Source organism: Castellaniella sp. (assembly GCF_034675905.1).
Taxonomy (GTDB): Bacteria; Pseudomonadota; Gammaproteobacteria; order Burkholderiales; family Burkholderiaceae_B; genus Castellaniella.
Window position 1 is genome coordinate 571,543 of the sequence record NZ_JAUCCV010000010.1, and the last position, 22,904, is coordinate 594,446.

Annotated in this window: 20 protein-coding genes, 1 tRNA gene and 1 riboswitch; of the genes, 13 read left to right on the forward strand and 8 right to left on the reverse strand. The window is 62.8% G+C overall.

Translation table 11 applies throughout. The annotated features are described in order from the left end of the window. Window positions 1–74 precede the first annotated feature (74 nt). Window positions 75–278: a hypothetical protein gene (locus VDP79_RS12885; RefSeq protein WP_323018581.1), complete on the forward strand. Its 204-nt coding sequence runs from the start codon at window positions 75–77 to the stop codon at window positions 276–278. Between the two features lie 85 nt (window positions 279–363). Here VDP79_RS12885 and VDP79_RS12890 read toward each other — a convergent pair whose 3' ends face one another. The 4 genes from VDP79_RS12890 to metX form a co-directional block, all read right to left on the reverse strand. Then, window positions 364–1,371: a bile acid:sodium symporter family protein gene (locus tag VDP79_RS12890; protein WP_323018582.1), complete on the reverse strand. Its 1,008-nt coding sequence runs from the start codon at window positions 1,369–1,371 to the stop codon at window positions 364–366. 159 nt (window positions 1,372–1,530) lie between these two features. Beyond that, window positions 1,531–2,778 (reverse strand): muropeptide transporter, encoded by a 1,248-nt coding sequence (locus VDP79_RS12895; RefSeq protein ID WP_323018583.1) that lies wholly within the window; start codon window positions 2,776–2,778, stop codon window positions 1,531–1,533. Next, window positions 2,775–3,437 (reverse strand): methionine biosynthesis protein MetW, encoded by a 663-nt coding sequence (gene metW, locus VDP79_RS12900; RefSeq protein ID WP_323018584.1) that lies wholly within the window; start codon window positions 3,435–3,437, stop codon window positions 2,775–2,777. The genes VDP79_RS12895 and metW overlap by 4 nt, the downstream gene beginning before the upstream one ends. Continuing rightward, window positions 3,434–4,684, reverse strand: coding sequence for a homoserine O-succinyltransferase MetX (gene metX / locus VDP79_RS12905; RefSeq protein ID WP_323018585.1), 1,251 nt, complete (start codon window positions 4,682–4,684; stop codon window positions 3,434–3,436). Before metX ends, metW begins: the two co-directional genes overlap by 4 nt. Then, window positions 4,673–4,751, reverse strand: a riboswitch (SAM riboswitch). (Overlaps the previous gene by 12 nt.) Before the next feature lie 167 nt (window positions 4,752–4,918). Between metX and VDP79_RS12910 the strand changes: the two genes are divergently transcribed. The 7 genes from VDP79_RS12910 to VDP79_RS12940 all read left to right on the forward strand — a co-directional run bounded on the left by VDP79_RS12910 (window position 4,919) and on the right by VDP79_RS12940 (window position 10,001). Next, window positions 4,919–5,131: a helix-turn-helix transcriptional regulator gene (locus VDP79_RS12910; protein ID WP_323018586.1), complete on the forward strand. Its 213-nt coding sequence runs from the start codon at window positions 4,919–4,921 to the stop codon at window positions 5,129–5,131. Between the two features lie 113 nt (window positions 5,132–5,244). Further along, window positions 5,245–6,813: a glutamate--cysteine ligase gene (gshA, locus tag VDP79_RS12915; RefSeq protein ID WP_323018587.1), complete on the forward strand. Its 1,569-nt coding sequence runs from the start codon at window positions 5,245–5,247 to the stop codon at window positions 6,811–6,813. A 47-nt stretch (window positions 6,814–6,860) separates the two neighbouring features. After that, window positions 6,861–7,748: a dihydrodipicolinate synthase family protein gene (locus tag VDP79_RS12920; RefSeq protein ID WP_323018588.1), complete on the forward strand. Its 888-nt coding sequence runs from the start codon at window positions 6,861–6,863 to the stop codon at window positions 7,746–7,748. A 15-nt stretch (window positions 7,749–7,763) separates the two neighbouring features. Further along, the gene (locus tag VDP79_RS12925; RefSeq protein ID WP_323018589.1) at window positions 7,764–8,471 is read left to right on the forward strand and encodes a hypothetical protein; all 708 of its coding nucleotides are present in this window, start codon (window positions 7,764–7,766) and stop codon (window positions 8,469–8,471) included. Window positions 8,472–8,630: 159 nt separating this feature from the next. Continuing rightward, the gene (locus VDP79_RS12930) at window positions 8,631–8,918 is read left to right on the forward strand and encodes a hypothetical protein (protein ID WP_323018590.1); all 288 of its coding nucleotides are present in this window, start codon (window positions 8,631–8,633) and stop codon (window positions 8,916–8,918) included. Between the two features lie 267 nt (window positions 8,919–9,185). Next, complete coding sequence (locus VDP79_RS12935; RefSeq protein ID WP_323018591.1) at window positions 9,186–9,482, forward strand: DUF1778 domain-containing protein; 297 nt, start codon at window positions 9,186–9,188, stop codon at window positions 9,480–9,482. Continuing rightward, on the forward strand, window positions 9,483–10,001 hold the full coding sequence (locus VDP79_RS12940) for a GNAT family N-acetyltransferase (protein WP_323018592.1): 519 nt from the start codon (window positions 9,483–9,485) through the stop codon (window positions 9,999–10,001). A gap of 123 nt (window positions 10,002–10,124) precedes the next feature. On the opposite strand, the gene VDP79_RS12945 is transcribed toward VDP79_RS12940, so the two are convergent. After that, window positions 10,125–10,199, reverse strand: a tRNA-Arg gene (locus VDP79_RS12945). A gap of 200 nt (window positions 10,200–10,399) precedes the next feature. On the opposite strand from VDP79_RS12945, the gene VDP79_RS12950 reads away from it, so the two are divergent. From VDP79_RS12950 to VDP79_RS12965, 4 genes are all read left to right on the forward strand, one after another. Beyond that, the gene (locus VDP79_RS12950) at window positions 10,400–11,311 is read left to right on the forward strand and encodes a c-type cytochrome (RefSeq protein ID WP_323018593.1); all 912 of its coding nucleotides are present in this window, start codon (window positions 10,400–10,402) and stop codon (window positions 11,309–11,311) included. Between the two features lie 193 nt (window positions 11,312–11,504). Further along, window positions 11,505–12,482 (forward strand): nitronate monooxygenase, encoded by a 978-nt coding sequence (locus VDP79_RS12955; protein ID WP_323018594.1) that lies wholly within the window; start codon window positions 11,505–11,507, stop codon window positions 12,480–12,482. Beyond that, window positions 12,479–13,210, forward strand: a complete 732-nt coding sequence (locus VDP79_RS12960) for an enoyl-CoA hydratase/isomerase family protein (protein ID WP_323018595.1) — start codon at window positions 12,479–12,481, stop codon at window positions 13,208–13,210. The genes VDP79_RS12955 and VDP79_RS12960 overlap by 4 nt, the downstream gene beginning before the upstream one ends. 215 nt (window positions 13,211–13,425) lie before the next feature. Next, complete coding sequence (locus VDP79_RS12965) at window positions 13,426–13,662, forward strand: hypothetical protein (protein WP_323018596.1); 237 nt, start codon at window positions 13,426–13,428, stop codon at window positions 13,660–13,662. Between the two features lie 86 nt (window positions 13,663–13,748). On the opposite strand, the gene VDP79_RS12970 is transcribed toward VDP79_RS12965, so the two are convergent. The 3 genes from VDP79_RS12970 to hemE form a co-directional block, all read right to left on the reverse strand. Continuing rightward, entirely contained in the window at window positions 13,749–15,941 is a 2,193-nt protein-coding gene (locus tag VDP79_RS12970; RefSeq protein ID WP_323018597.1) for a UvrD-helicase domain-containing protein, read from the reverse strand. A gap of 1 nt (window position 15,942) precedes the next feature. After that, window positions 15,943–18,042 carry a primosomal protein N' gene (locus VDP79_RS12975; protein WP_323018598.1) on the reverse strand — a complete coding sequence of 700 codons (2,100 nt, stop codon included), beginning with the start codon at window positions 18,040–18,042 and terminating at the stop codon, window positions 15,943–15,945. Between the two features lie 253 nt (window positions 18,043–18,295). Continuing rightward, window positions 18,296–19,363 (reverse strand): uroporphyrinogen decarboxylase, encoded by a 1,068-nt coding sequence (gene hemE, locus VDP79_RS12980; RefSeq protein ID WP_416233115.1) that lies wholly within the window; start codon window positions 19,361–19,363, stop codon window positions 18,296–18,298. A 261-nt stretch (window positions 19,364–19,624) separates the two neighbouring features. Here hemE and VDP79_RS12985 point away from each other — a divergent pair, with 261 nt between their 5' ends. Next, window positions 19,625–22,903 (forward strand): TonB-dependent receptor domain-containing protein, encoded by a 3,279-nt coding sequence (locus VDP79_RS12985; protein ID WP_323018600.1) that lies wholly within the window; start codon window positions 19,625–19,627, stop codon window positions 22,901–22,903. The last annotated feature ends 1 nt before the right edge of the window (window position 22,904 follow it).

Consider the following 22,904-nt stretch of genomic DNA (forward strand, 5'->3'; position numbering starts at 1 on the left):
TTCAAACCGCATGATTCGTCCTATAATCATCTGAAATTGCAATATTGCAGTCCCGATTTCCCAGGAGCCCATTCATGACCGATTCCGTTGAAAGCGCTGTTGCCGCCGCTTCCGGCCTGCAAAACTGGGCCATGATGCAAGAAAACCAGAACCTGCTGCTGCGCAAGGTGCTGGATGGTCAGTCCAATACCATCCTCAGCCTGGTGAATTCCGTGCCGACTGCGCCCCAGCTGGCCAGCAGCGGCGCAGTCGGCACGTTGCTGCACACGACCGCCTGATCTGCACCACATCGATCGCCGTTGCAGACGGCGGCCAATAGCAAAACCCCGCATCTCAGGGATGGCGGGGTTTTTTCTTGTCTGATCAGGCAGCGGCCCGGCGCCGATCACGCGCCTGATCGTCCTGGCGCTGATAATTCTGCGCCAGGACTGCGCACACCATCAACTGGATCTGATGGAAGATCATCAGCGGCAGCAGCACCGGCCCGATCGCACTGGCGCTGAACAGCACGCCGGCCATGGGGACGCCCGTCGCCATGCTCTTCTTCGACCCACAAAAGACGATGGTGATTTCATCGGCCCGATTGAAACCCAGTTTGCGGGTGGACCAAGTGTTGAGCACCAGCACGATGGCCAGCAGCAGACAGCAGCAGACCACCAGCAGCACCAGGGACTGCAGGGCCACCTGATGCCAGAGCCCGGCCACCACGGATTCGCTGAATGCCGTGTACACCACCAGCAGGATGGAGCTTTGATCTACGCTGGTGACCAATTTGCGATGGCGATCCATCCAGCGCCCGATCACGGGGCGCATCAGATGACCGGCGACAAACGGCAGAAAAATCTGCTGCCCGATACGCAGGATGGACTGCAGCAGGGAACTGCTGTCCAACGCCGAAGTATCCGTCTGCAGCAAGAACTGCAGCAGCAAGGGCGTGATGACGATGCCGACGATGCTGGATGCCGAGGCGGCGCACACAGCAGCCGGCACATTCCCCCGCGCAATCGAAGTAAAGGCGATCGCCGATTGCACCGTGCCCGGCAACACGCACAGATACAGCATCCCGACATACAGGGGCTCACCCAATAGCGGGATCAGCACAGGCCGCAGCGCCCAGCCCAGAATCGGGAAAATGACGAAGGTCCAGACGAAGATCACACCATGCAAGCGCCAGTGCGTCGCACCAGCCAGGATGGCCTCACGGGACAGCTTCGCCCCATGCAGGAAAAACAGCAGCGCAATGGCTGCTGCTGTCAGCCACTCGAAAAAAACCGCCCCCTGGCCATGCGCTGGCAACAAGGTGGCCGCCAGGACAACGGCGATCAGAATCAGAGTGAAGCGGTCAAACAACAAGCGTAGTTTCGATACCATGAAAATGCGTGCCTCGATGGCCCGATACGATGGGGTAACCAGAATAAACGAGTCAACTGATCAGGTTTGGCGACAAACAACGGAAAATTGTTTGCGAACAGACATCAAAACATATCGCCACACCTGCCATGCCCAACTGTTGCCTGGGCCGCCGAGCCCTCAAGCGGCCAGATCTGCATCCAGACGCCCGACCAGGCCGCGCATCCACCACAACAAGATCAGCCCGGGCACGGCGATGAACACGGTCATGACGAAAAACGACGGCCAGCCCAGATGTTCGACGAATACCGGCGTCAACGGCCCGGCCAGATAGGTCCGGCCGACGGCCGACAGCGCCGACAGCAGGGCGAACTGCGTCGCGGAAAACCGCTGCTGGCACAGCGCCATCAGCAAAGCCACAAAAGCCGCCGTCCCCAGGCCGCCGCACAGGTTTTCCACGGCCACCACCACCGCCATGGAATACAGATGCGGCGGGGTCACCGCCAGCATCCAGTAGCCCAGATTGGAGACCGCCTGCAGCAAACCGAAAGCCAGCAAGGCGCGATACAACCCCAGACGCGTCATCAGGCCGCCGCCCGCCAGGGCGCCGATGATGGTGGCGACCAGGCCAAAGACCTTGTTCACCATGCCGACTTCGGTGACATCGAACCCGGCGCCGCGGATCAGAAACGTCGTGGACAAGGCGCCCGCAAAAGCATCCCCCAGCTTGTAGAGCACAATCAGCAGCAGAATCATCCACGCGCCCGGCCGGCTGAAGAATTCCCGCAAAGGGGCGATGACGGCCTGCTGCAGATCACGCGGCGGCTGAGTCACCCTTTCCGGTTCGGGCGCCCACAAGGTCGCCAGGGACGACACCGCCATCAACGCCCCCATCAGCATATAGGTGCGCCCCCAGCCCAGCCACTGATCCGCCATGATCAGGGCCAGGCCGCCCGACACGACCATGGCCAGGCGATAGCCCATGACCTTCAGCGCAGCGCCTGCCGCCCGTTCTTCGTGGCGCAGCACGTCCGTGCTATAGGCATCAAAAGCGATATCCTGTGTAGCGGACAAAAACGCCACCCACACCGCCAGCAACGCCAGCGTCTGCAGCTGAGAGCCCGGATTAAAGAAGCCCATGGCAGCAATGGAAGCCGCCAGCAGCCACTGCATCAGAAACACCCAGCCGCGCCGCCTGCCCAGCCAGGGAGGCGCGTAGCGATCCACCAGCGGCGCCCACAGAAATTTCAAGGTATACGCGGTTCCGGCCAGGGTCAGGAACCCGATGCTTTGCAGGGAAACCTGCTCTATCGTGGCCCAGGCCTGCAGCGTGCCGGACGTCAGGGCCAGCGGCAGGCCGCTGGCAAAACCCAGCACCAGCAAAGGAGCGACACGCCGGCGTCCATAGACGCGCCAGCCGTCCGTCATCCCTGCCTGCCCATAGGCGACTCGAACCGATAGACCGCCAGCGTGCTGCGCCAACTGCGCAGCCAGTGAATTTCCGTTTCGCCTCGGAAGGTGGCCAGATGCGTGATGCGCAGGCCCAATTGGGCAGCCAGCAGCTGGAAATCCCGCAGCGTGCATAAATGGATGTTGGGCGTGTCGTACCACTGGTACGGCATCTGGTCATTGACCGGCATGCGCCCGCGCAAAATCGACCAGCCGTGCGGCCAGTAACCGAAATTGGGAAAGGAGACGATGCCGTAGCGCGCGACCCGCGCCATTTCATGCAGGATATGTTCCGTATGATGCATGGACTGCAGCGTCTGGGACAACACCACGGTATCGAACTGTTGATCGTCGAACAGGGCCAGGCCTTCTTCCAGGTTCTGCTGGATCACCCGGACACCGCGCTGCACGGCGGCAATCACCCGCTCATCATCCAGTTCCACCCCAGCCCCCTGGACCTGCCGGGTACGCTGCAGGTACGACAGCAGATGACCATCCGCGCACCCCAGATCCAGCACCCGGCTGCCCGGCTCGATCCACTGAGCGATGCGCAGCAAGTCAATACGAGGCGTCTCGTCGGTCTGAAGCGGCGCCGTCAGGCTGCCAGGGTTTTGCGCATCGGCCACCCGCTGATTCATGCCAACACTCCCGTCGTCTGGCGGCGTTCTCCCAGATCTAAACGCTGCGCCATCTGATCGTAATAGCCTTGCACGATGGCGTGATACCGCACATCGCCCAACAAAAAGGCGTCATGCCCATGCGGGGCATCGATTTCGGCATAGGTGACTTCACGCCGGTTCTTCAGCAAGGCCTGCACGATTTCGCGGGAATGTTCCGGTGCAAAACGCCAGTCCGTGGAAAAGGACACCAGCAGAAACCGCGCCTGCACCGGGGCCAGCGCCTGAGCCAGATCCCCGCCCGTCGTCCGGGACGGATCAAAATAGTCCAGCGCCCGGGTCAGCAGCAAATAGGTGTTGGCATCGAAGCGGCGGGAAAATTTTTCCCCCTGATGCCGCAGATAGGATTCGACCTCGAACTCGACGTCATAGTTATACCGGTAATCGCCATTGGCATTGGGCGCACGCTGGGCGCGCCCGAACTTGGCCGCCATGACCTCGTCCGACTGGTACGTGATGTGCCCCACCATGCGGGCGACCGACAGCCCATGCGTCGGCACCACGCCTTGAGCAGCATAGTCGCCTTCGCGGAAATCGGGGTCGGTCAGGATGGCGCGGCGGGCGACTTCATTGAAAGCGATGTTCTGCGCCGTCAGGCGGGCGGTACTGGCCACCACGATGCAATCGCCCACCCTGTCCGGGCAGGTGATCGCCCAACTGAGCGCCTGCATGCCACCCAGCGAACCGCCCATCACGGCGGCAAAGCGTTCGATGCCGAAATGATCGGCGACCCGCGCCTGCGCCCGCACCCAGTCTTCCACCGTCAGCAGGGGAAAGGACGCCCCCCAGGGCTTGCCGGTCGCGGGATTGATCGTCGTCGGGCCGGTCGAGCCGAAACACGAACCCAGGTTATTGACGCCGATGACGAAGAATCGGTCGGTGTCGACGGCTTTGCCGGGGCCGACCATATTGTCCCACCAGCCGATCTGGGACGGCTGAGCGGCATCCATACCGGCGACGTGGTGGGACGCATTCAGCGCATGACAGACCAGCACCGCATTGCTGCGCTGCTCGTTCAGCACGCCATAGGTTTCCACCGCCAGCGTATAGGACGGCAGCACCTGGCCGCTGGACAAAGTCAGCGGTTCGTCGAACGACAGGAACTGGGGAGAGACATAACCGACGCTGCCTGTCGGCACGGGAGCGCGCACAGCATCGGCAGACGCGGGAGCGGCGGCGGAATCGGGAGAAATGGCGATGGCGGTCATAGGACCTCTTTAGCTGGATTTATGGAGCGCCCGCAAGCGGATCAGGCAAATCGGCGCCAAGTCGAATCTCATTCTAGCACTCTGGTTTAGGGCGCTCCCGCCGGCGCGTGGATTGATCCCCATCAAAACGGACAAAAACATCCTGCTTACAGGCCTTATCACATGCTCACTTCATGATACATTCACTCACGTATGGGCACGGTAGCCGATGACAATATCTCTGCGGGGACATCCATGACACCACTGACCGTTCGCGAACACGACTGCCTGTACTGGGCATCCCAAGGCAAGACCAGCTGGGAAATGGGCCGGATCCTGGGCATTACCGAACGGACGGCCAACTTTCATATCGCCAACCTCTGCGACAAACTGGGTGTGCGATCCCGCCAGGCGGCGATCACCCAAGCCCTGCAGCGCAATTTGCTGGACCTGAACAAGTTCACCTGACCCGCGCACTGGCCGCATCCTTCAAGCCGTGCGCACCGATCCAAAGGGATACCTGGGTGACTGCCTGCGTCAGCTAAAATCAGCTTATTCAGACCAACTCAGTACCCTTTATCATGACCCAGGCCTCCGACCGGCGCCGCTTGCTGGCTGCACACCCTGAACTGCTGCGCGCGATCCGGCGCGGCATCGAAAAAGAAGGCTTACGGGTGGATGCCGAGGGTGCGCTGGTACGCACGCCACACCCGCTCGCGCTGGGCGCTGCGTTGACCAACCCGCACATCACCACAGACTATTCCGAAGCGCTGCTGGAACTGGTCACCAGCCCCGACCTGTCGCCCAATGCCCTGATCCAGGAACTGACGGATATCCACGCGTTCGTGGCGCTACGCAACCCTGGCGAAGCCATCTGGAACCAATCCATGCCGGCCCACCTGCCGGCGGAAGCCGACATCCCGGTCGCCTGGTACGGCACGTCCAACACCGGCATGCTCAAACACGTCTACCGTCAGGGTCTGGCCTGGCGCTACGGCAAGATCATGCAGTGCATTGCCGGGGTGCATTACAACTTTTCCCTGCCGGAAACCGCCTGGGACCTGCTGTCGCAGGGCGATACAGCGCAAGAACGGCGCAATACGGGCTACATGGGACTGATCCGCAATTTCATGCGGCATGCCTGGCTGCTGATGTATCTGTTCGGCGCCTCGCCCGCGATGTCCCGCAGCTTCCTGCAGCATGCCGGCCTGGAATCGCAACTGACCCGCCTCAGCCCGGACACCTACTGCCTGCCCTGGGCGACCAGCCTGCGCATGAGCGATCTGGGCTACAAAAGCCCCACCCAGTCTGAACTGCATCTTTGCTACAACGATCTGGATACCTTTACGGCCCGCATCCACACCGCCGTCACCACATCCTGGCCGGCCTACGAGGCCATCGGCACCCATCGCGATGGCCAGCGCATCCAGCTGAACACAAACCTGCTGCAGATCGAAAACGAGTACTACGCCACCATCCGCCCCAAACAGACGGCGGGACGCTGCGAACGCCCCAATACCATCCTGCACGAGCGCGGCATCCAGTACATCGAAGTGCGTTGCATGGACATCGACCCCTGGGAACCTGCCGGCATTTCCGCCGAGACCTGTCGCTTCCTGGATGCCTTCCTGCTGTTTTGCGCCCTGGAAGACAGCCCGCTGTTCCCCATCCCCGGCACCTGCCAGGAAAGCCAGGCCAATTTCGCGCGGGTGGCGCGTGAAGGCCGCCGCCCCGGCCTGACGCTGATGCACGACGAACAAACCATCGGTTTGCAGGACTGGGCTCAGGACATCCTGACCCGCATGACCCCCTACGCCGAATTGCTGGACGCTCACACGGACGACACACAACACCTGTCCGCTTTGCAGCGACAGCATGCCAAAGTACAAGATCCAGAGCACACCCCTTCAGCGCGTCTGCTGACCGCGTTGCGCGACAGCGGCCAGGAATTCCACGACTGGACCCTGGCGCAAAGCCAGGCCCATTGGGCGGCGCTGCATGCTCGCGGCCTGCCCGGCGACACCCTGGCGGCCTACGACCAGGCCGCTCAGGATTCCCTGGCGGAACAGGCCGCTCTGGAAGCCGCCGACACGGAAAGCTTTGAAGACTACGTCGCCCGGTTTCACTCGGCCTTGGTCAAGGCGGCCTGAACCGGCTCATCCATGACTGGATGGACGGCAACCCTTAGGCAAACACTATGTTCTCCGGCTTGAGCGCTTTTCCGCTGACCCCCATGACCGAGACCGGCATCGACGAAGCGGCATTCACGCGCTTGATCGAGCGGCTGGCGCAGGCTGGTGTGGGCTCTATCGGCGCGCTGGGCTCGACAGGCAGCTATGCCTATCTTTCCCGCGCCGAACGGCTCCGCGTGGCCCAGCTCGCTGTCCAGCATGCCGACGGCGTCCCGGTCATCGTGGGGATCGGCGCCCTACGCGCGCGGGATGTGCTGGATCTGGCGCAAGACGCACAGACAGCCGGCGCGCACGGGGTTCTGCTGGCCCCCATGTCCTACCAGCGACTGAACGACGACGAAGTGTTCGGTCTTTATGAGGCCGTGACCCGTTCCCTGTCCGTGCCGCTCTGCATCTACGACAATCCGGGCACGACGCATTTCGAATTCAGCGATGCGCTGCATGGCCGGATCGCTCAACTGCCCAAAGTGGCTTCGATCAAGATCCCCGGCGTGCCGGCTGATCCTGTGGCAGCACAAGCACGGGTGATGCGCCTGCGCGCACTGATTCCCGACCATGTGACCATTGGCGTCAGCGGCGACGGATTTGCAGCACTGGGCCTGAATGCCGGGTGCGATGCATGGTATTCCGTCATCGGCGGACTGTTTCCGCAGCTTGCGCTGGGCATCTTCCACGCCGCCCGGGCAGGCAAGCCACAAGAGGCGACCCGGCTATCGGATCGCCTGGCGCCGCTGTGGGCTCTATTTGCGCAATATGGCAGCTTGCGGGTCACTGCCACGGCGGCGGAAATCTGCGGCCTGGTCGGCGCACCCAGCCTGCCCTTGCCGCTCAAATCCCTGGAAGGGGCGGCGCGACAGCAGATCAAGGCCATCCTGGACCAGCTGCACCTCTAAGCCGTCACAAGCCGCATGCGCCCCCTGAACCCCCAATCCGCACACATCATCCCGCCATTGCCCGACCACTGGCGGGACCACTTCCTGCCGCTGATCGCTGGCCACGATGCAGGCATCCATGAGCAGATGTCGCTACGCCATGTCCTCCTGTCGCTGCGGGACATGCCATACGCGCGCCCTCGCGGCGGCAACACCGCCAAGGACTGCGTTTCCGAATGGAGGGGTACCTGCTCATCGAAACACCTGGCCGCGCACGAATGGCTGACGCTGACGGGCCACCGCCCTCAGCTATGGATGGCCGCGTACCTCCTGGATTTCCAACAACCCTATTTTTCAGACGCACTGAGAGCATCCGCAACCGGCACTCAGGTATACGACGTCCATAATTTTTTGAGCTGCGACTTGGGCCAGGGCGACATCATCATCGACATCACGTTCCCTGCGCGCCTGGGCCGCCATGGATTCCCCGTGACGGCGGATTGGGATGGCAAAAGCGACTTCACGCTTTGCTGCGCACCACAGGAACGTATGGCACTGAACGACCTGGAATCTGCGGATGCCCGCAAGCGCGCCTGGCTGCGGTCCTTGAACACGGACCCTGCGCTGCAGATTCGTGAGGCAGCAATCATGGAAATGACGCACTGGCTGGCCGTCTCGGATGGGGGGCAGGCATCAGGCCTGCCGCACACGTGTTCATCAATCCCTAGGTTTCACTCAGGATGAACGCCGCTTCATGATGCGGACTTGACCGGATCATCGTCAGCGACGAAAGCTGCACGAAGGCCGGAGAGAAAACTGTCTGTCCCGACAGGAATCGAACCCGTATCGTTTGGCGGGTGCGTGCTACCATGAAACTACTGCGTAACACATTAGGGCTGCAAAATGAACGAAACCACCTTCACATTCCGTGTCGACGAAAACCTGAAAAGCGACTTCTCTGACGCTGCCAAGGCGCATGACCGCACGGGCGCTCAACTGCTTCGTGACTTCATGCGCAGCTATGTCAAAGACCAGCAAGACGCGGCCCAGTACGATGCATGGTTGCAAGACAAAGTGCGGCGCTCCAGAGCATCGGCCGACGCAGGCAATCTGATACCCGCGGCAGAGGTCGAAGCTCAATTCGCCGCTCGCCGCGCCAAGACGCGCCAGCACCTTGAGCGCTCTAGGTGAACCATTTTGGCTTACGGATGCAGGTGGCGAGAGGCAAGGACGCAGCGAACATTCTCCTGCCTCTGCCGGGCAGCAACAAAGTGGAGGAACCGGAAACGATTTCCAGTTTGCCAGTGCCATAGCCTTGTGCCATAAACGGCGAGAAAAGGCCGTGCGGGCGGCGGCAGGGAGGCAGGAAGAACGGGAAACGCTGTTTATCTTGATTTGTACGGACAAATGGCGTACGGTGAGACATAGAACATAAACCCATTTCTCATGAGGCCAACCATGCTGCATACACCTGAAGCCCAAGAAAAACCGCGCAACGCTCGGCTGGAGGCGCGCGTGTCCAGCGACCAGAAGGATTTTTTTCAACGTGCAGCCAACCTGACCGGACGCACCCTGAGCGAACTGGTCATCGACAGCACGCAAGAAGCCGCCGCGAAGATCGTGCAGGAGCACGAAGTCATCCGCCTGAGCCGTGAGGAACAGGTGGCGTTCGTGAGCGCGCTGCTCACGCCTTCTGAGCCGGGGCCGCGCTTGCAAAAGGCCGTCCAAAGCTACCGTCAGAAGGCGGGGTTTTAATTGGCGCTCATCCTTACGCCGGAGCACATCAGCCCGCTGACCAAGACCCATGAGCGCAAGTCATTCGATTGCGGCCATGAAGACCTGAATCGTTACTTGCGCGAACAGGCGCGGCAGGACGCTGAAAAGCGCGTGGCCGCGCCTTTTGTGCTCACGCAGCCGGGTGATCTCAAGGTGCTCGGCTTCTACACCCTTTCATCCTCCATCATCCCCGTTGACGAACTGCCAGAAGAGTTGATGAAGCGCTTGCCGCGTTACAGCCAGTTGCCCGTCACACTGCTCGGGCGGCTGGCAGTGGATCGTTCAGCCGGTGGGCAAGGTGTCGGGGAATTCCTGCTGGTCGATGCCCTGCTGCGCAGCCTAGGGGCCGCGCAACAGATTGCGGCCATGGCGGTCATTGTGGATGCCAAAAACGAGCGGGCCGAAAGCTTTTACCGATATTTTGACTTTCAGCCCTTCCAGCAAACCCCACTGCGGCTATTTCTGCCCATGGGGCAGATTGCAAAGCTGTTTGCATAGCCACTCATCACCCAAGGGCGCGAATGGCAAGAATGGCAAACTTGATCACAACGTTGCCCTGACCGGCGATGATTCCACACGAAGATGGAGATGCTCTCGCGCAGAGTCTATGGCTTCAGGGACTGGCGCGCCCGACAGGAATCGAACCTGTATCAGAAGCTTCGGAAACTCCTATTCTATCCATTGAACTACAGGCGCCACGATCATCGGCCTAGCCGCCGATGCCGCCCCGAATCATTGCGATGCGAGGGCTCGACATTGTAGCGGGTTTATCCTATCCCTGCAGTGTGCCGGGCCTGTCGCTATAATCGAAGGTTGAGGCCTGTAACAGAAGCAATCAGGCGACACGACACTGGCGGCAGGCCAATGGCCGCATTCCACTATCCCAGGAACCCATCATGAGTCTTCCAGAACACGCCGAACACGGACACGGGCACGAAAGTCCCATCAAGACACCGAAACAGCTGCTGATCACGGTCGTGCTGGCCTTCGTGATTCCGATTTCGGTCATCATTTTGCTGGTCAATCTGGTGGGCTCGTCGATCCGCACGGGCTATGGCTCCAACAGCCAGACCGAGGAATCCATCGCCAAGCGCATCCAGCCGGTGGCCGGATTCAAACTGGTAGACGCCAACGCGCCCAAGGTCTTCAAGACCGGCGAACAAGTATTCCAATCCACCTGTGTCGCCTGTCACGGCTCCGGTGTGGCCGGTGCGCCGAAATTCGGCGACAAGGACGCTTGGGCGCCCTTCATCAAACAAGGCTTCGACGATCTGCTCAAGAACGCCATCCACGGGATCGGCGCCATGCCTCCCAAGGGCGGCAATTCCTCGCTGGATGACTTTGAAGTCGCCCGCGCCGTGGTCTACATGACCAATCAATCAGGCGCCAGCTTCCCCGAACCCGCAGAACCCGCCGGCGACCAGGCCGCCGCCCCAGCGGCTGCACCTGCTGCCGCACCGGCAGCGCCCGTCGTCGCAGCGAAAACTGCTGAACCGGCGCCCGCACCCGCTGCAGCTGAAAAACCCGCTGCACCCGCTGCCGCTCCGGCTGCCCAGGCATCCGCCGGCAACAGCGTCGGTGAAAAAATCTACAAGTCCGTCTGCATCACCTGCCACTCGGTAGGCGTGGCCGGCGCGCCGAAATTCGGCGACAAGGCATCCTGGGACCCCTTCATCAAGACGGGCCTGGACAGCATGCTGGCAAAAGCGATTTCCGGCGTGGGCGCCATGCCGCCACGCGGGGGCTCGCAAGCCACCGACGACGAGCTGAAAGCCGCCATCGAATACATGGTGGATGCGGCCAAGTAATCCCCCATCCAGGCTTGGCTTTCCCGCCCCTCGGCGTCTACGCAGACCCGAGGGGTTTTTCTTGGCTGACGCTGCCGCGCAGGCTGCGCCGCGACGTGCCGGGATTCCTGAAACAGGACACTAGGGATACTCCGCATGATTCAAACGATCGTTTGAATTAGAATGGGCGGATTATCCTGCAGGAGATCTCCTCATGCCTCACCCTTTAGTGACTTCGCTGCATCAGGCCATGACCCTGCCTGTCATGGCGGCGCCGATGTTCATCGTATCCGGCCCGGAACTGGTCATCGCGCAATGCGCCAGCGGCATCATCGGCTCGATGCCGGCCCTGAACGCCCGCCCTCAAGCGCAATTGGATGTCTGGCTGACCCAGATCGAAGAAAGCCTTGCCGCCCTGAAAGCGGCGGAGCCCGACCGGCCGATTCCGCCCTACGCCATCAACCACATCATCCATCAGTCCAATGATCGCCTGCAGGCGGATCTTGAGACCTGCGCCCGGCATCGTGTGCCGCTGATTATCACCAGCCTGCGGGCGCCCAACCAGGTCGTGGATGCCGTGCACGGCTGGGGCGGCAAGGTTTTTCATGATGTGACGACTCTGCGGCATGCGCAAAAAGCCATTGATGCAGGCGTGGACGGCCTGATCCTGGTGTGCGCCGGGGCAGGCGGTCACGCCGGCACCCTGTCGCCCTTTGCCCTGCTGGGCGAAGTCCGGCGGATCTTTGACGGTCCCATCTGTCTGTCGGGCGCCATCAGCCGGGGGCAGGACATCCTGGCCGCCCGGGCCATGGGGGCGGATTTCGCCTACCTCGGCACCCGCTTCATCGCCAGCACCGAAGCCCATGCCCAAGCGGAATACAAGCAAATGATCGTCGATACCGCCGCCGCCGATATCGTCTACACCCCCTATTTCACCGGCATCCCCGGCAACTACCTGAAACCCTGCGTGCGCAACATCGGCCTGGACCCCGATCAGCTTCCTGCCTCCCACGGTACGGACTTCGGCAGCGACAACAAAAAGGCCTGGCGCGACATCTGGGGCGCCGGCCAGGGCGTGGGCAATATCGACAGTGTGCAGCCCACGGCGGATATCGTCGCCCGTCTGCGCGAGGAATATCAACAAGCCGCCCAGTCTGTACGAGACGGCTTCGTCACGGAGACCTGCGCATGATCCGCCTTGAACATAAGGGCCCGATTCTGGAAATCCTGATCGACCGGCCTGAACGGCGCAATGCGCTGACTGACGCCATGTACCGCGAGATCGATCAAGCGCTGCAGGCGGCAGACGCCGATCCGGCCTGTGCCGCGATCATCCTGCACGGCGCGGGCGGCCACTTCACGGCCGGCAACGATCTGGCGGAATTTCAGGTGCCGCACAGCAGCCGCGACGTGGGCTCCATCGCTTTCCTGCACACGCTGGCCAGCATCAATGTGCCGATCATCGCCGCGGTCCAGGGCCAGGCCGTGGGCGTGGGCGTGACCCTGCTGGCGCATTGCGATGCCGTCTATGCCGACCGCAGCACGATCTTTCGCCTGCCCTTCGTCTCGTTGGGCCTGTGTCCCGAAGGCGCATCCAGCTACCTGCTGTCGCGCCTGGCGGGCCCGCGCCGCGCTGCCCGCTGGCTGCTGCAAGCCCAGCCCTTCGATGCCGAGGAAGCCCTCGCCGGTCAGCTGATCAACGATATCCAGGACGATCCTCTGGCGGCTGCCCGCGCCTATGCCCAGGCGCTGGCCGCACAACCCGTGCAAGCGGTCCGCGCCAGCAAGCAACTGCTGCGCGCGCCGGATCGCGACACCATCCATCAGGTGCTGGACGCCGAGGCAGCGGTGTTCTTTGAGCGCTTGAAGTCCGCCGAGGCCCAGGCGGCCTTTCAGCGTTTCTTTGCCCGCAAGGGGTAAGACGCCTTCCCGGACAGGGGCGTGCCGCGACAATGCGCACGCCCCAACGACTTCCTGCAGATCATTGAACCTTCACAGGATTGGTGGTTTTCACCACACTTTCCCAGGTTTTTGCGCTCAGAAATAAAGATTAGGGTTTACCCCTAGCTTTATCCTAGGGTTTACCCTATACTGAACTTGTCGAAAATCTGAAGCTTCTGAAACAGGAGTCAGTTATGAGCCATACCTACACCACTACCACCCCGAACCTGATGTCTGACGCGCTGGAGCGCGCTTACGCCCATGCGATTCTGACCGAATCGCAGCCCCTGTCCCTGAAGAAGGGCCTGCGCACCGTGGGTCGCGCACTGAGCCGGAGCGCGAAATTCGTCGGACGTGTCGTCACCGAGGTGCTGAACGCCCAGGCCGAAGCACGCGCCCGCAACATGCTGCACAACCGCTCGCCCTGGTAATCGGGACTGACGCCGTCCATACAGACGGCGCCCCGACGCGAATCTACCGGACAGCCGCCTCGTCTCTTGGATGATGCGGCTGTTTTTTATCGCTTGAGCAGATTTTTCAGGCTGCTCAGCGCGCGATCCGGATCCATCTCGGACGCGCCCGGCACAGAACCATCCGCCTGCGCCTGCAAGCCCATCTCGACGATGAAGCGCGACGGTTCGCACATGGTGTCCTCGCGCCCGCGCCGGCGCTTGCGGCACCAGCTGATCTGCAAGGTGCGCTGCGCCCGCGTAATGCCCACATACATCAGACGGCGCTCTTCCTGGATTCGGCGCACGCGGGCGGCCACTGCCGCCTCGCTGACATCGCCCTCGTCATCCCCGCCGCGATGCGGCAGCAGGCCTTCTTCCACTCCGATCAGATAGACGTGGGGGAATTCCAGCCCTTTGGAGGCATGCAGGGTGGATAGCTTGACTGCATCCGGCTCGTCATCGTCCGAGCGCTCCAGCATCGTCACCAGCGCCACGTGCTGCACCAGCTCGAGCAAGGTCATGTCATCCTCGTCCGCCTTGCGCTTGAGCCATTCCAGCAATTCCAGCACATTGCTCCAGCGCGTCTGCGCCTGACGCTCATCCACGGTGTCGTACAGATGGCGCTCGTAGCCCATGGCGGCCAGCAGATCATCGAGCACGCGGGCGGCATCATCGCCGCGCAGGCCATCGATGCCCACCGCCGCGCCGGCCAGGCCCGCCTGGCCGGGCGGGGTTGTCGTGTTCTGCATATCCGGCATATCCGTCGCCCCCTGGGCAGCCGGCGGCACAGGGTCCGGATCAAACGCCAGCAGATCTCCCTGAATCGCCGCGCCGAGCAAGGGTGGCACTGCCCCACCGCGCCGCGCCGCGCGCGCCTGGAAATGCTGGATCAAGCGCACAAAGCCATACACCGCCTCGCGTTGGCGCGCGGCCGGCAGCAGCGCCTCGGTCACCTCGGCAGCGACGGCGAACAGGGATACCCCCTGACGCGCCGCCTCGCTGCCCAGCGCCTGCAAGGTGCCTTGCCCGATACCCCGCCGGGGCGTCGTCGCGGCACGGATGAAAGCAGGGTCTTCATCTTCGTTGGCGATCAGACGCAGCCAGGCCAGCACATCGCGGATTTCCGCCTTGTCGAAAAAACTCTGGCCGCCCGACACCGTATAAGGGATACGCAAGGTGCGCAGCGCCTGTTCCATGATTCGCGCCTGATGATTGCCCCGATACAGCACGGCAAAATCCTTCCACTGCGCCTGACGCTCGAACCGGGACGCCGACAAGCGCATGGCGATGGATTCCGCCTCGATCAGATCCGTATCCATCGGCGTGACGCCAATGGGATCGCCCACCCCCAGTTCGGACCACAGGGTCTTGTCGAACGTCTTGGGGTTATGCGCGATCACCTGATTGGCCGCCTGCAGGATGCACTGCACCGAGCGGTAGTTCTGTTCCAGCTTGATGACCCGCAGCTGCGGGTAATCGCGTTCCAGCTGGGCCAGGTTTTCCACCGTCGCACCGCGCCAGGCATAGATGGCCTGATCGTCGTCGCCCACGGCAGTGAGCATGGCCCGATCACCGCACAACAGCCGCACCAGCTGATACTGGCAGGCATTGGTGTCCTGATATTCATCCACCAGCAGATACTGCACCCGCGCTTGCCAGCGCTGACGCACGGACTCATCGTCCTGCAGCAACTGCGCCGGCAGACGAATCAGATCGTCGAAATCGACCGACTGATAGGCGCGCAGGGTAGCCTCGTAGCTGCGATACACGCGAACGGCCTCTGCCTCGTCCGCGTCCTGAGCGGCCCGGGCGGCGCCATCAGGATCCAGCTGGGCATTTTTCCATAAGGAAATCATCTGCTGCACGGACCGCAGACGAGCGCGGTCCGTCGTGGCCAGCAATTCCTGAATGATGCCCTGCGCATCAGTCGCATCCAGGATGGAAAAGCCGCGCTTCAAGCCCAGCTCCGCGTATTCTTCGCGCAGGAATCTCAAGCCCAGGGAATGAAAGGTGCCGACCGTCAGACCGCGCAGCAAGCGGGGCTCGACCAGGGTGCGCACGCGCTCGTTCATTTCCCGCGCGGCCTTGTTGGTGAATGTCAGCGCCACCACATGGCGGGCTTGATACCCGCATTCGCGCAACAGATAGGCCATTTTGCGGGTGATCACGCGCGTCTTGCCGCTGCCCGCGCCCGCCAGCACCAGGCAGGGGCCATTCAGATAGCGCACGGCCTCGTGCTGACTGGGGTTCAGATCCATCTCAGATTTCCTGGGGATCGATTTCGATCCCCCAGCGCACGGGGCGACCGGCAGCCACGCCATCGACCTGCGGCAACAGCGCCCGCAACAGGCCATGCAGGGCGCCGCGGCGCGGGGACTCAAGCAGCAACTGCGCCCGTTCGACCCGCGCCACCCGCACGATCCGCAACGGCACGGCGTCGTACAGGCACACCCCGGCTGATTCCGGCAAAGCATCCGCCTGCGCGCGAACAGCTCGCAGGAAACCCAGCGCATCGGCCAGGTGCGTAGCCTGCGCCGTCAGCAGCGCCTGGCTGGAAAACGGCGGCAGGCCCAGATCCTCGCGCTCGGCCAGGGCGGACTCCGCGAAGCGGCTGTAATCATGTCGGCACAAGGCCTGATAGACCAGTTGGTCGGGGTAGTCCGTCTGCACCAGGACCTGCGCCCCGCCGGTTCGCCGCCCGGCACGGCCGGCGACCTGCATCAACTGAGCGAACAGGCGCTCAGGCGCACGGAAATCCTGGGCGAACAGCATGGCATCCGCATTCAGCACCCCGACCAGCCCCAGTCGCGCAAAATCGTGGCCCTTGGACACCATCTGGGTGCCGACCAGAATATCGGCCTGGCCGGCATGCACCTGGGCGAACAAGGCTTCAGCGCTGCCCTTGCGGCGCGTGGCATCGGCATCGATGCGCAGGATCCGTGCCTGGGGAAAAGTTTCCGCCAGAAATTCCTCGACGCGCTGCGTGCCCCGCCCCATGGGCTGCAGATCCTGATCGCCGCAATCCGGGCAGGCGCGGGGCGCCGGCTGGGCATCGCCGCAATGATGGCACTGCAGAACGGTCCGCCGACCGCCAAGCCGGTGCAGCACCGTATGCGCCGTGCAGCGGCGGCATTGACTGACCCAGCCACAGGACTGACACCGCAGCACCGGAGCATAGCCGCGCCGGTTCAGGAACACCAGGCTTTGTTCCCCCTGTTCCAGCCGCGCCGTCAGCGCCTGCAGCAACTGCGGCGTAAAGCCTTGCTCTAATTGCGCCCGGCGCGTATCGACCAAACGGATATCGGGCAGGGCCTGGGCCTGGGCCCGGTCGGGCAGGGAGACCAGGCGATAATCCCCGCGCTGCGCGCGGCGCCAGGACTCCAAGGATGGCGTGGCCGACCCCAGCACCACGGGGATCCCCAGGTCATGCCCCCGCCAGACGGCCAGATCGCGGGCTGAATACCGCAGGCCATCCTGCTGTTTATACGAAGGGTCGTGTTCCTCGTCCACCACGATCAGCCCCAGGTGCGGCAGGGGCGTCATCAGCGCCAGGCGGGTGCCCAGCAACAACTTGGCCTGCCCTCGGACCGCCCGCAGCCAGGCCCGCAAGCGTTCGCCTTCGGACAAACGGCTGTGCAGCACAGCCAGATCGCCTGGCTCGGCGCACAGCTGCGTGCGCACGACCTGCTCCAGCTGCGGCGTCAGGTTGATTTCCGGCACCAGGATCAGCACCTGCCGCCCCTGATCCAGCACCTGCCGGGCCAAGCGCAAATACAGTTCGGTCTTGCCGCTGCCTGTCACGCCATGCAAGAGCGCTACTCCACGCCCTGCCGTCAATAGCGACTGCAACTGATCCAAGGCGGCCTGCTGCCCAGCCGTCAGTGCCACCGCAGCCGCCTCCGGGCCATCGCGGCGGGCAAGGCGTGCAGCACCAGGCCGGCGATCCGCCCGGCACACCGGGCCGCCGGCAGATCGCGCGCCGGTATACGCAGCCGGCTTGCGCAGCGGCGGCGGCAACACCGGCAACAACACCTCGCCCAGCGGGCGGTGATAATACTGCGCTGCAAAATCTGCCAGCCGCAGCCAATCCGCCGGCATGGGAGGCAGATCATCCAGCACTGCCTCGATCGGGCGCACACGATCAGCGGCCACGCCTGGGTGCTCCCGTACCGCCCAGACCATGCCCACCATGGCCCGGCGACCGAACATCACCCGCACGCGGACGCCTGGTGCGACCGGCGCACCATGGGAATAATCGAACAGCCCCGGCAAAGGCACATCCAGCGCCACCGCCAGATAGACAGGCGGCGCGGCGCCCGTGGCATCGTCTCGGAGGGGGGAACCCGGTAGGTCAGACATCAGGACGGAATGCTCCAGCCTGTGGATAACTTTGTGGAGAAAGAGGGAATAATGCGGTGAACACCAGTTCCCTCTGCGAGTCAAGACTTGTCAAAATACCAGTATTTCTTGATTTTCTCTTGTAAAACAACAGTTTATTAGTCAAATCAAGATTCTTTCCAGAAATGTCGGTATTAACCCCGACCTCGACAAAATTGTGCATAAGCACAAAAGTCAAGTGCTCCGGGCCATCAAAGCCCGGAGCAGCCCGCCATCAGACGTGATAAGCGCGGCTGGCGGTATGGACTTCATCAACCAGGGACAGGACGGCCTCGGGCGGGGTGAACTGCGATATCCCGTGCCCCAGATTGAACACGTGTCCACCTGATCCGACCGTTCCGAAATCCGCCAGCACGCGGCGGACTTCCGCGCGGATGGCGGCGTCGCCGCCAAACAGCGCCATGGGATCGAGATTGCCCTGCAACGCCACCTGATCCTGTACTGTGCGTCGCGCCTGCGACAGCCGCACCGTCCAGTCCAGCCCCACTGCATCACAGCCGATCGCCGCGATATCCTGGACCCACTGGCCGCCGCCCTTGGTGAAGACGATGGCGGGGATGCGCTGCCCATCATGTTCGCGCAGCAGCCCATCCAGCACGCGCTGGGTGTAATGCAGGGAAAACTGCTGGAACAGGCCATCCGCCAACACACCGCCCCAACTGTCGAACACCATGACCGCCTGCGCACCGGCGCGGATCTGGGCATTCAGATAGGCCTGAACGGCCTGGGCATTGATATCTAGAATCCGGTGCAACAGGTCGGGGCGCTGATACAGCAAGGTCTTGATCTGCCGATAGTCGCTGCTGCCCGCGCCCTCGACCATATAACAGGCCAGCGTCCAGGGGCTGCCGGAAAATCCGATCAAGGGCACGTCGCCATTCAGTTCACGGCGGATCAGGGAGACGGCATCAAAGACATAGCGCAAGCGGTCCATGTCGGGCACCTGCAGGGCGGCGATAGCGGCTTCGTCACGCAGCGGGCGCTCGAAACGCGGCCCTTCGCCGGCCACGAATTGCAGGCCCAGGCCCATGGCATCCGGCACCGTCAGGATGTCGGAAAACAGGATAGCGGCATCCAGCGCAAAACGGCGCAGCGGCTGCAGCGTGACCTCGCAGGCATATTCCGGATTCTGGGCCAGCCCGAGAAAAGAGCCCGCCTGGGCGCGAGTCTGGTTGTATTCCGGCAGATAGCGCCCCGCCTGGCGCATCATCCAGACCGGGGTATAGGGAACGGGCTGGCGCATCAGCGCGCGCAGGAACACATCATTTTTCAACTGGGTCACGTCAGGCTTCCTATGGACGTATCGCGTCATCCACGCGATAGCGACTGGATCGGAGGGGAATCCTGGATTTTACCCGACCCCCCTACAGATTACCCGCACGACGGGACGGGCCGCGAACAGCGATCGACGAGGTGTTGGCGGTTCACTGAATACAAAATTGATAATTATCATTCTCATTTAGATTGCCTGGCTTGCAAGATACGTTGCGCCGCACCCGATCCGGCCCCGTACCGTTTTCACCTCTATTCCGTGGCAATCATCATGTTCTTCAAGCATCCAGGGTTCGCGCCCGATACCGTCGGGCCGATCATCGCGGCCGCTGTGGCAGCTACCCTGAGTCTGACCCCGCCTCTCTCCGGGGCGCAGACCCTTCCCCCGCCCAACAGCAATGACCGCATAGAAGGCCCGCCGGATACCGGTGAGTCACGCGACACGGCCGTGACCGCGGAGGACGAGAGCGTGAACATGCTGACACCGGTTCGCGTGCACGGCCTGAGAGACCCCGATACACAGGGACACGAGAACGTATTCAACAAGAACGTCACCAATCTCTACGTCGATCGTAAAGAGCTGAACCGCTACCAGGTCACCAATCCGGCAGATCTCTTCAAGGGTATGAACGGCGTCTACAGCATGGACTCGCGCAACGGCGCGTCGATCTCACCGAATATCCGCGGCCTGTCGGGCGAAGGTCGGGTGCCGCTGACGGTGGACGGCACCGAGCAGTCCGTCAACGTCTGGCTGCAGGTCTACGGCGCCGGCAACCGCAACTACGTGGACCCTGCCCTGTTCCGCAGCATCGAGGTGGAAAAGGGCCCGTCGCTGAGCCGGGGCATCAAGAGCGGCATCGGCGGCGCAGTCAATGTGCGCACCATCAATCCGTCTGACATCATCCCCGACGGCGACAGCCTGGGTCTCGAAGTCAAGCTGGAGACCTCCGGCAACACCATCGCGCCCGCCGTCGATGCCAACAGCTATTTCGGCAAAGACTACCGCGACATTCCAGGCGCGACGCTGGGTTCGGACTACGCGGTCAATATTCCCCAACCCGTACCGCGTGACCGCAGCGGCGGGGATGCCATGAATTTCCAGGACAAGAGCTTCATGTTCGCCATCGCGGGGCGTAACGACCACACCGACGCCCTGCTGGCCTACAGCTACCGCAAGCGGGGCAATTATTTCGCCGGCAAGAACGGCGCCGATGCCTACACCGACAACGACGCCTACGCCAAGGACACCTCGGCCTATTTTCCCAACCTGACCAAGCTCTATCATCCGGGCAACGAGGTACTGAGCACGGCCAGCAAGACCGAGACCCTGCTGCTCAAGAACCGCTGGTACCTGCCGCACGACCAGCAGATCGGCCTGAGCTTCATGCGCACCGATCTGGATTTTGCGGAAACTTCCACCGGCCAGTCGATCATGATGATGGGCATCGCCGAGGAGTTGTCCAAACCCTCTGGGCAGGGCCTGCCCGGCCAACTCGTCGCCGAATACCCCCGCTCGAACGTCCGGCTGGACACCTGGAAGATAGACTACGAATGGAAGCCGGAAGGCTCGCGCGTGGTCGACCTGGAAGCCCACCTCTGGATGACCAAGACCGACAGCGAACGCCACCAGAGCGGCAGCGGCGCCTATTACATTCCCCGCAGCGGCGTATTGGACGCGTACCAGATACTCAAGGCTGACTGGGATACCTGCCGAGGGCCGAACTGGGCCATGGGCCTGCCCAGCGGCGCGGCGGGTTTCACCTGCTTCACCAACCCAGCGCTGAATCCCGCCCTGGGGGGCACTGCGCCCGTCGAACCCGACCACGACGGGCGCATCTTCGCCGGCAGCGCACAGTGGACCAGCCATGACCGCAAGGGCTTCGACTTCAGCAACCGTTTCATCCTGGACGACCGGCTGCGCCTGACCGTCGGCGGCGAACTGCAGCACGAAAAGCTGGACGAACGCGTCGTCAACCTGGACCTGACCGGCGGCATCGGCGTTGGTGGCGCCGCCCTGGCCGAATCCACCATCAAATTCGGCCCGCGTTCCGGCACCCGCCGGGAATGGGCGGCCACCATGAACCTGGAATGGCGGGCGACAGACTGGCTCACCCTGACCGCCGGCGCCCGCTACAACGAGTACTCGGCCTTCGACGACGGCCTGGCCGAACGGCGCGCGAACCAGGTGGCGGGATCGCAGATCACCGGACAACGGACCGGAATGGCGCTGGAATACGGCCAGTTGATGTCGAATGCTGAAGTCACCCAACTGAACTCGTTGGCAAGCGCAAGATCCACCGCAGCCGCCAGCGTCGGTCCAGGTGACTGGGATCAGCTCGGAAACCACAACATCACGACACCCGCCATGGCGGCTCTCCAGGCTGCCCAAGCCGCCTTTGATACCTATATCGCCGCCCATGGCGAGGGCGCGGCATCCAGGTATCCAATCGCAGGCTCCGGAGATCAGGCCCTGTACTGGAAGAAAAAAGCCGTCGTTCCCGTGGTGGACGGCAAGGTCGATGCCTCGCAAAGTCCCTTCGCCGGTAGCGGCATCGATCCTTCCAAGACAGCGGCCAACCCCCAAGGCAAGACCGGGGAGTTCCAGGAAATCATTCCGATCGGCACCTCCACCGTCTACGCCACTCCCGCCGCCGGCCAGGAATGGGCGCCGCCCGAGCGGCAATACGGCCACGCCTGGTCGCCGGTCTTCTCCGCCACGGCGCGCATCACCGACACCGCCAGCATCTACGCCCGCTACGCCCAGATGACGCGTTTTCCCAGCATCTTCGAGATCGCCTCCACCTCGGTCGGCCTGGGCAACACCTATTACCTGGGCCGCGGCGCCAGCAAGCCGGAACGCAGCACCAACTGGGAAATCGGCTATTCCCAGGACCTGGCCCCGTTCCTGCCGGATCTGCGCCAGGCGGACGTGCGCCTGAGCTATTTCGACACCACCATCCAGGACTTCATCGACCGCGATGCTTACCTGAACGTGATCCAGTTCGACCGCAAGAAGACCACGGGGATCGAGTTCCAGTCGCGCTTCGACAGTGGCCGGTTCTTCGGCGGCCTGGGCGCCACTTGGCGGCTCACGCAGGAACTGTGCGACGAGAACTACGCCTATGGCCTGGACCCCTTCTACAACCGCATGCCGGAATGCATGACCGGCGGCTTTCCCGACATGCTGACCGCCACCAGCCTGCAACCGCGCTATTCCATCAACGCCGAGCTGGGCACCCGGCTGCTGCAGAACCGGCTGGAACTGGCGCTGCGCGCCGTCTACCACGCGAAAGCGGAAAACAAGGAACTGGACGCCCTGCTGAACACCCCCTATGGCCCGTCCATCTGGAAGGAAAACAGCATGCGCCAGTTGTACTGGCATCCCGTCATGCTGCTCGACGCCTCGGCCCAATGGCGCGCCACCAAGAACGTCACGCTGAGCCTGGGCGTCACCAACCTGACCGACCGCTATTACCTGGACCCCATGGCCAAGATCCCCGCCCCCGGCCCGGGCCGCACGATCACCGTCGGCATGCGGGCGCAGTTCTAGC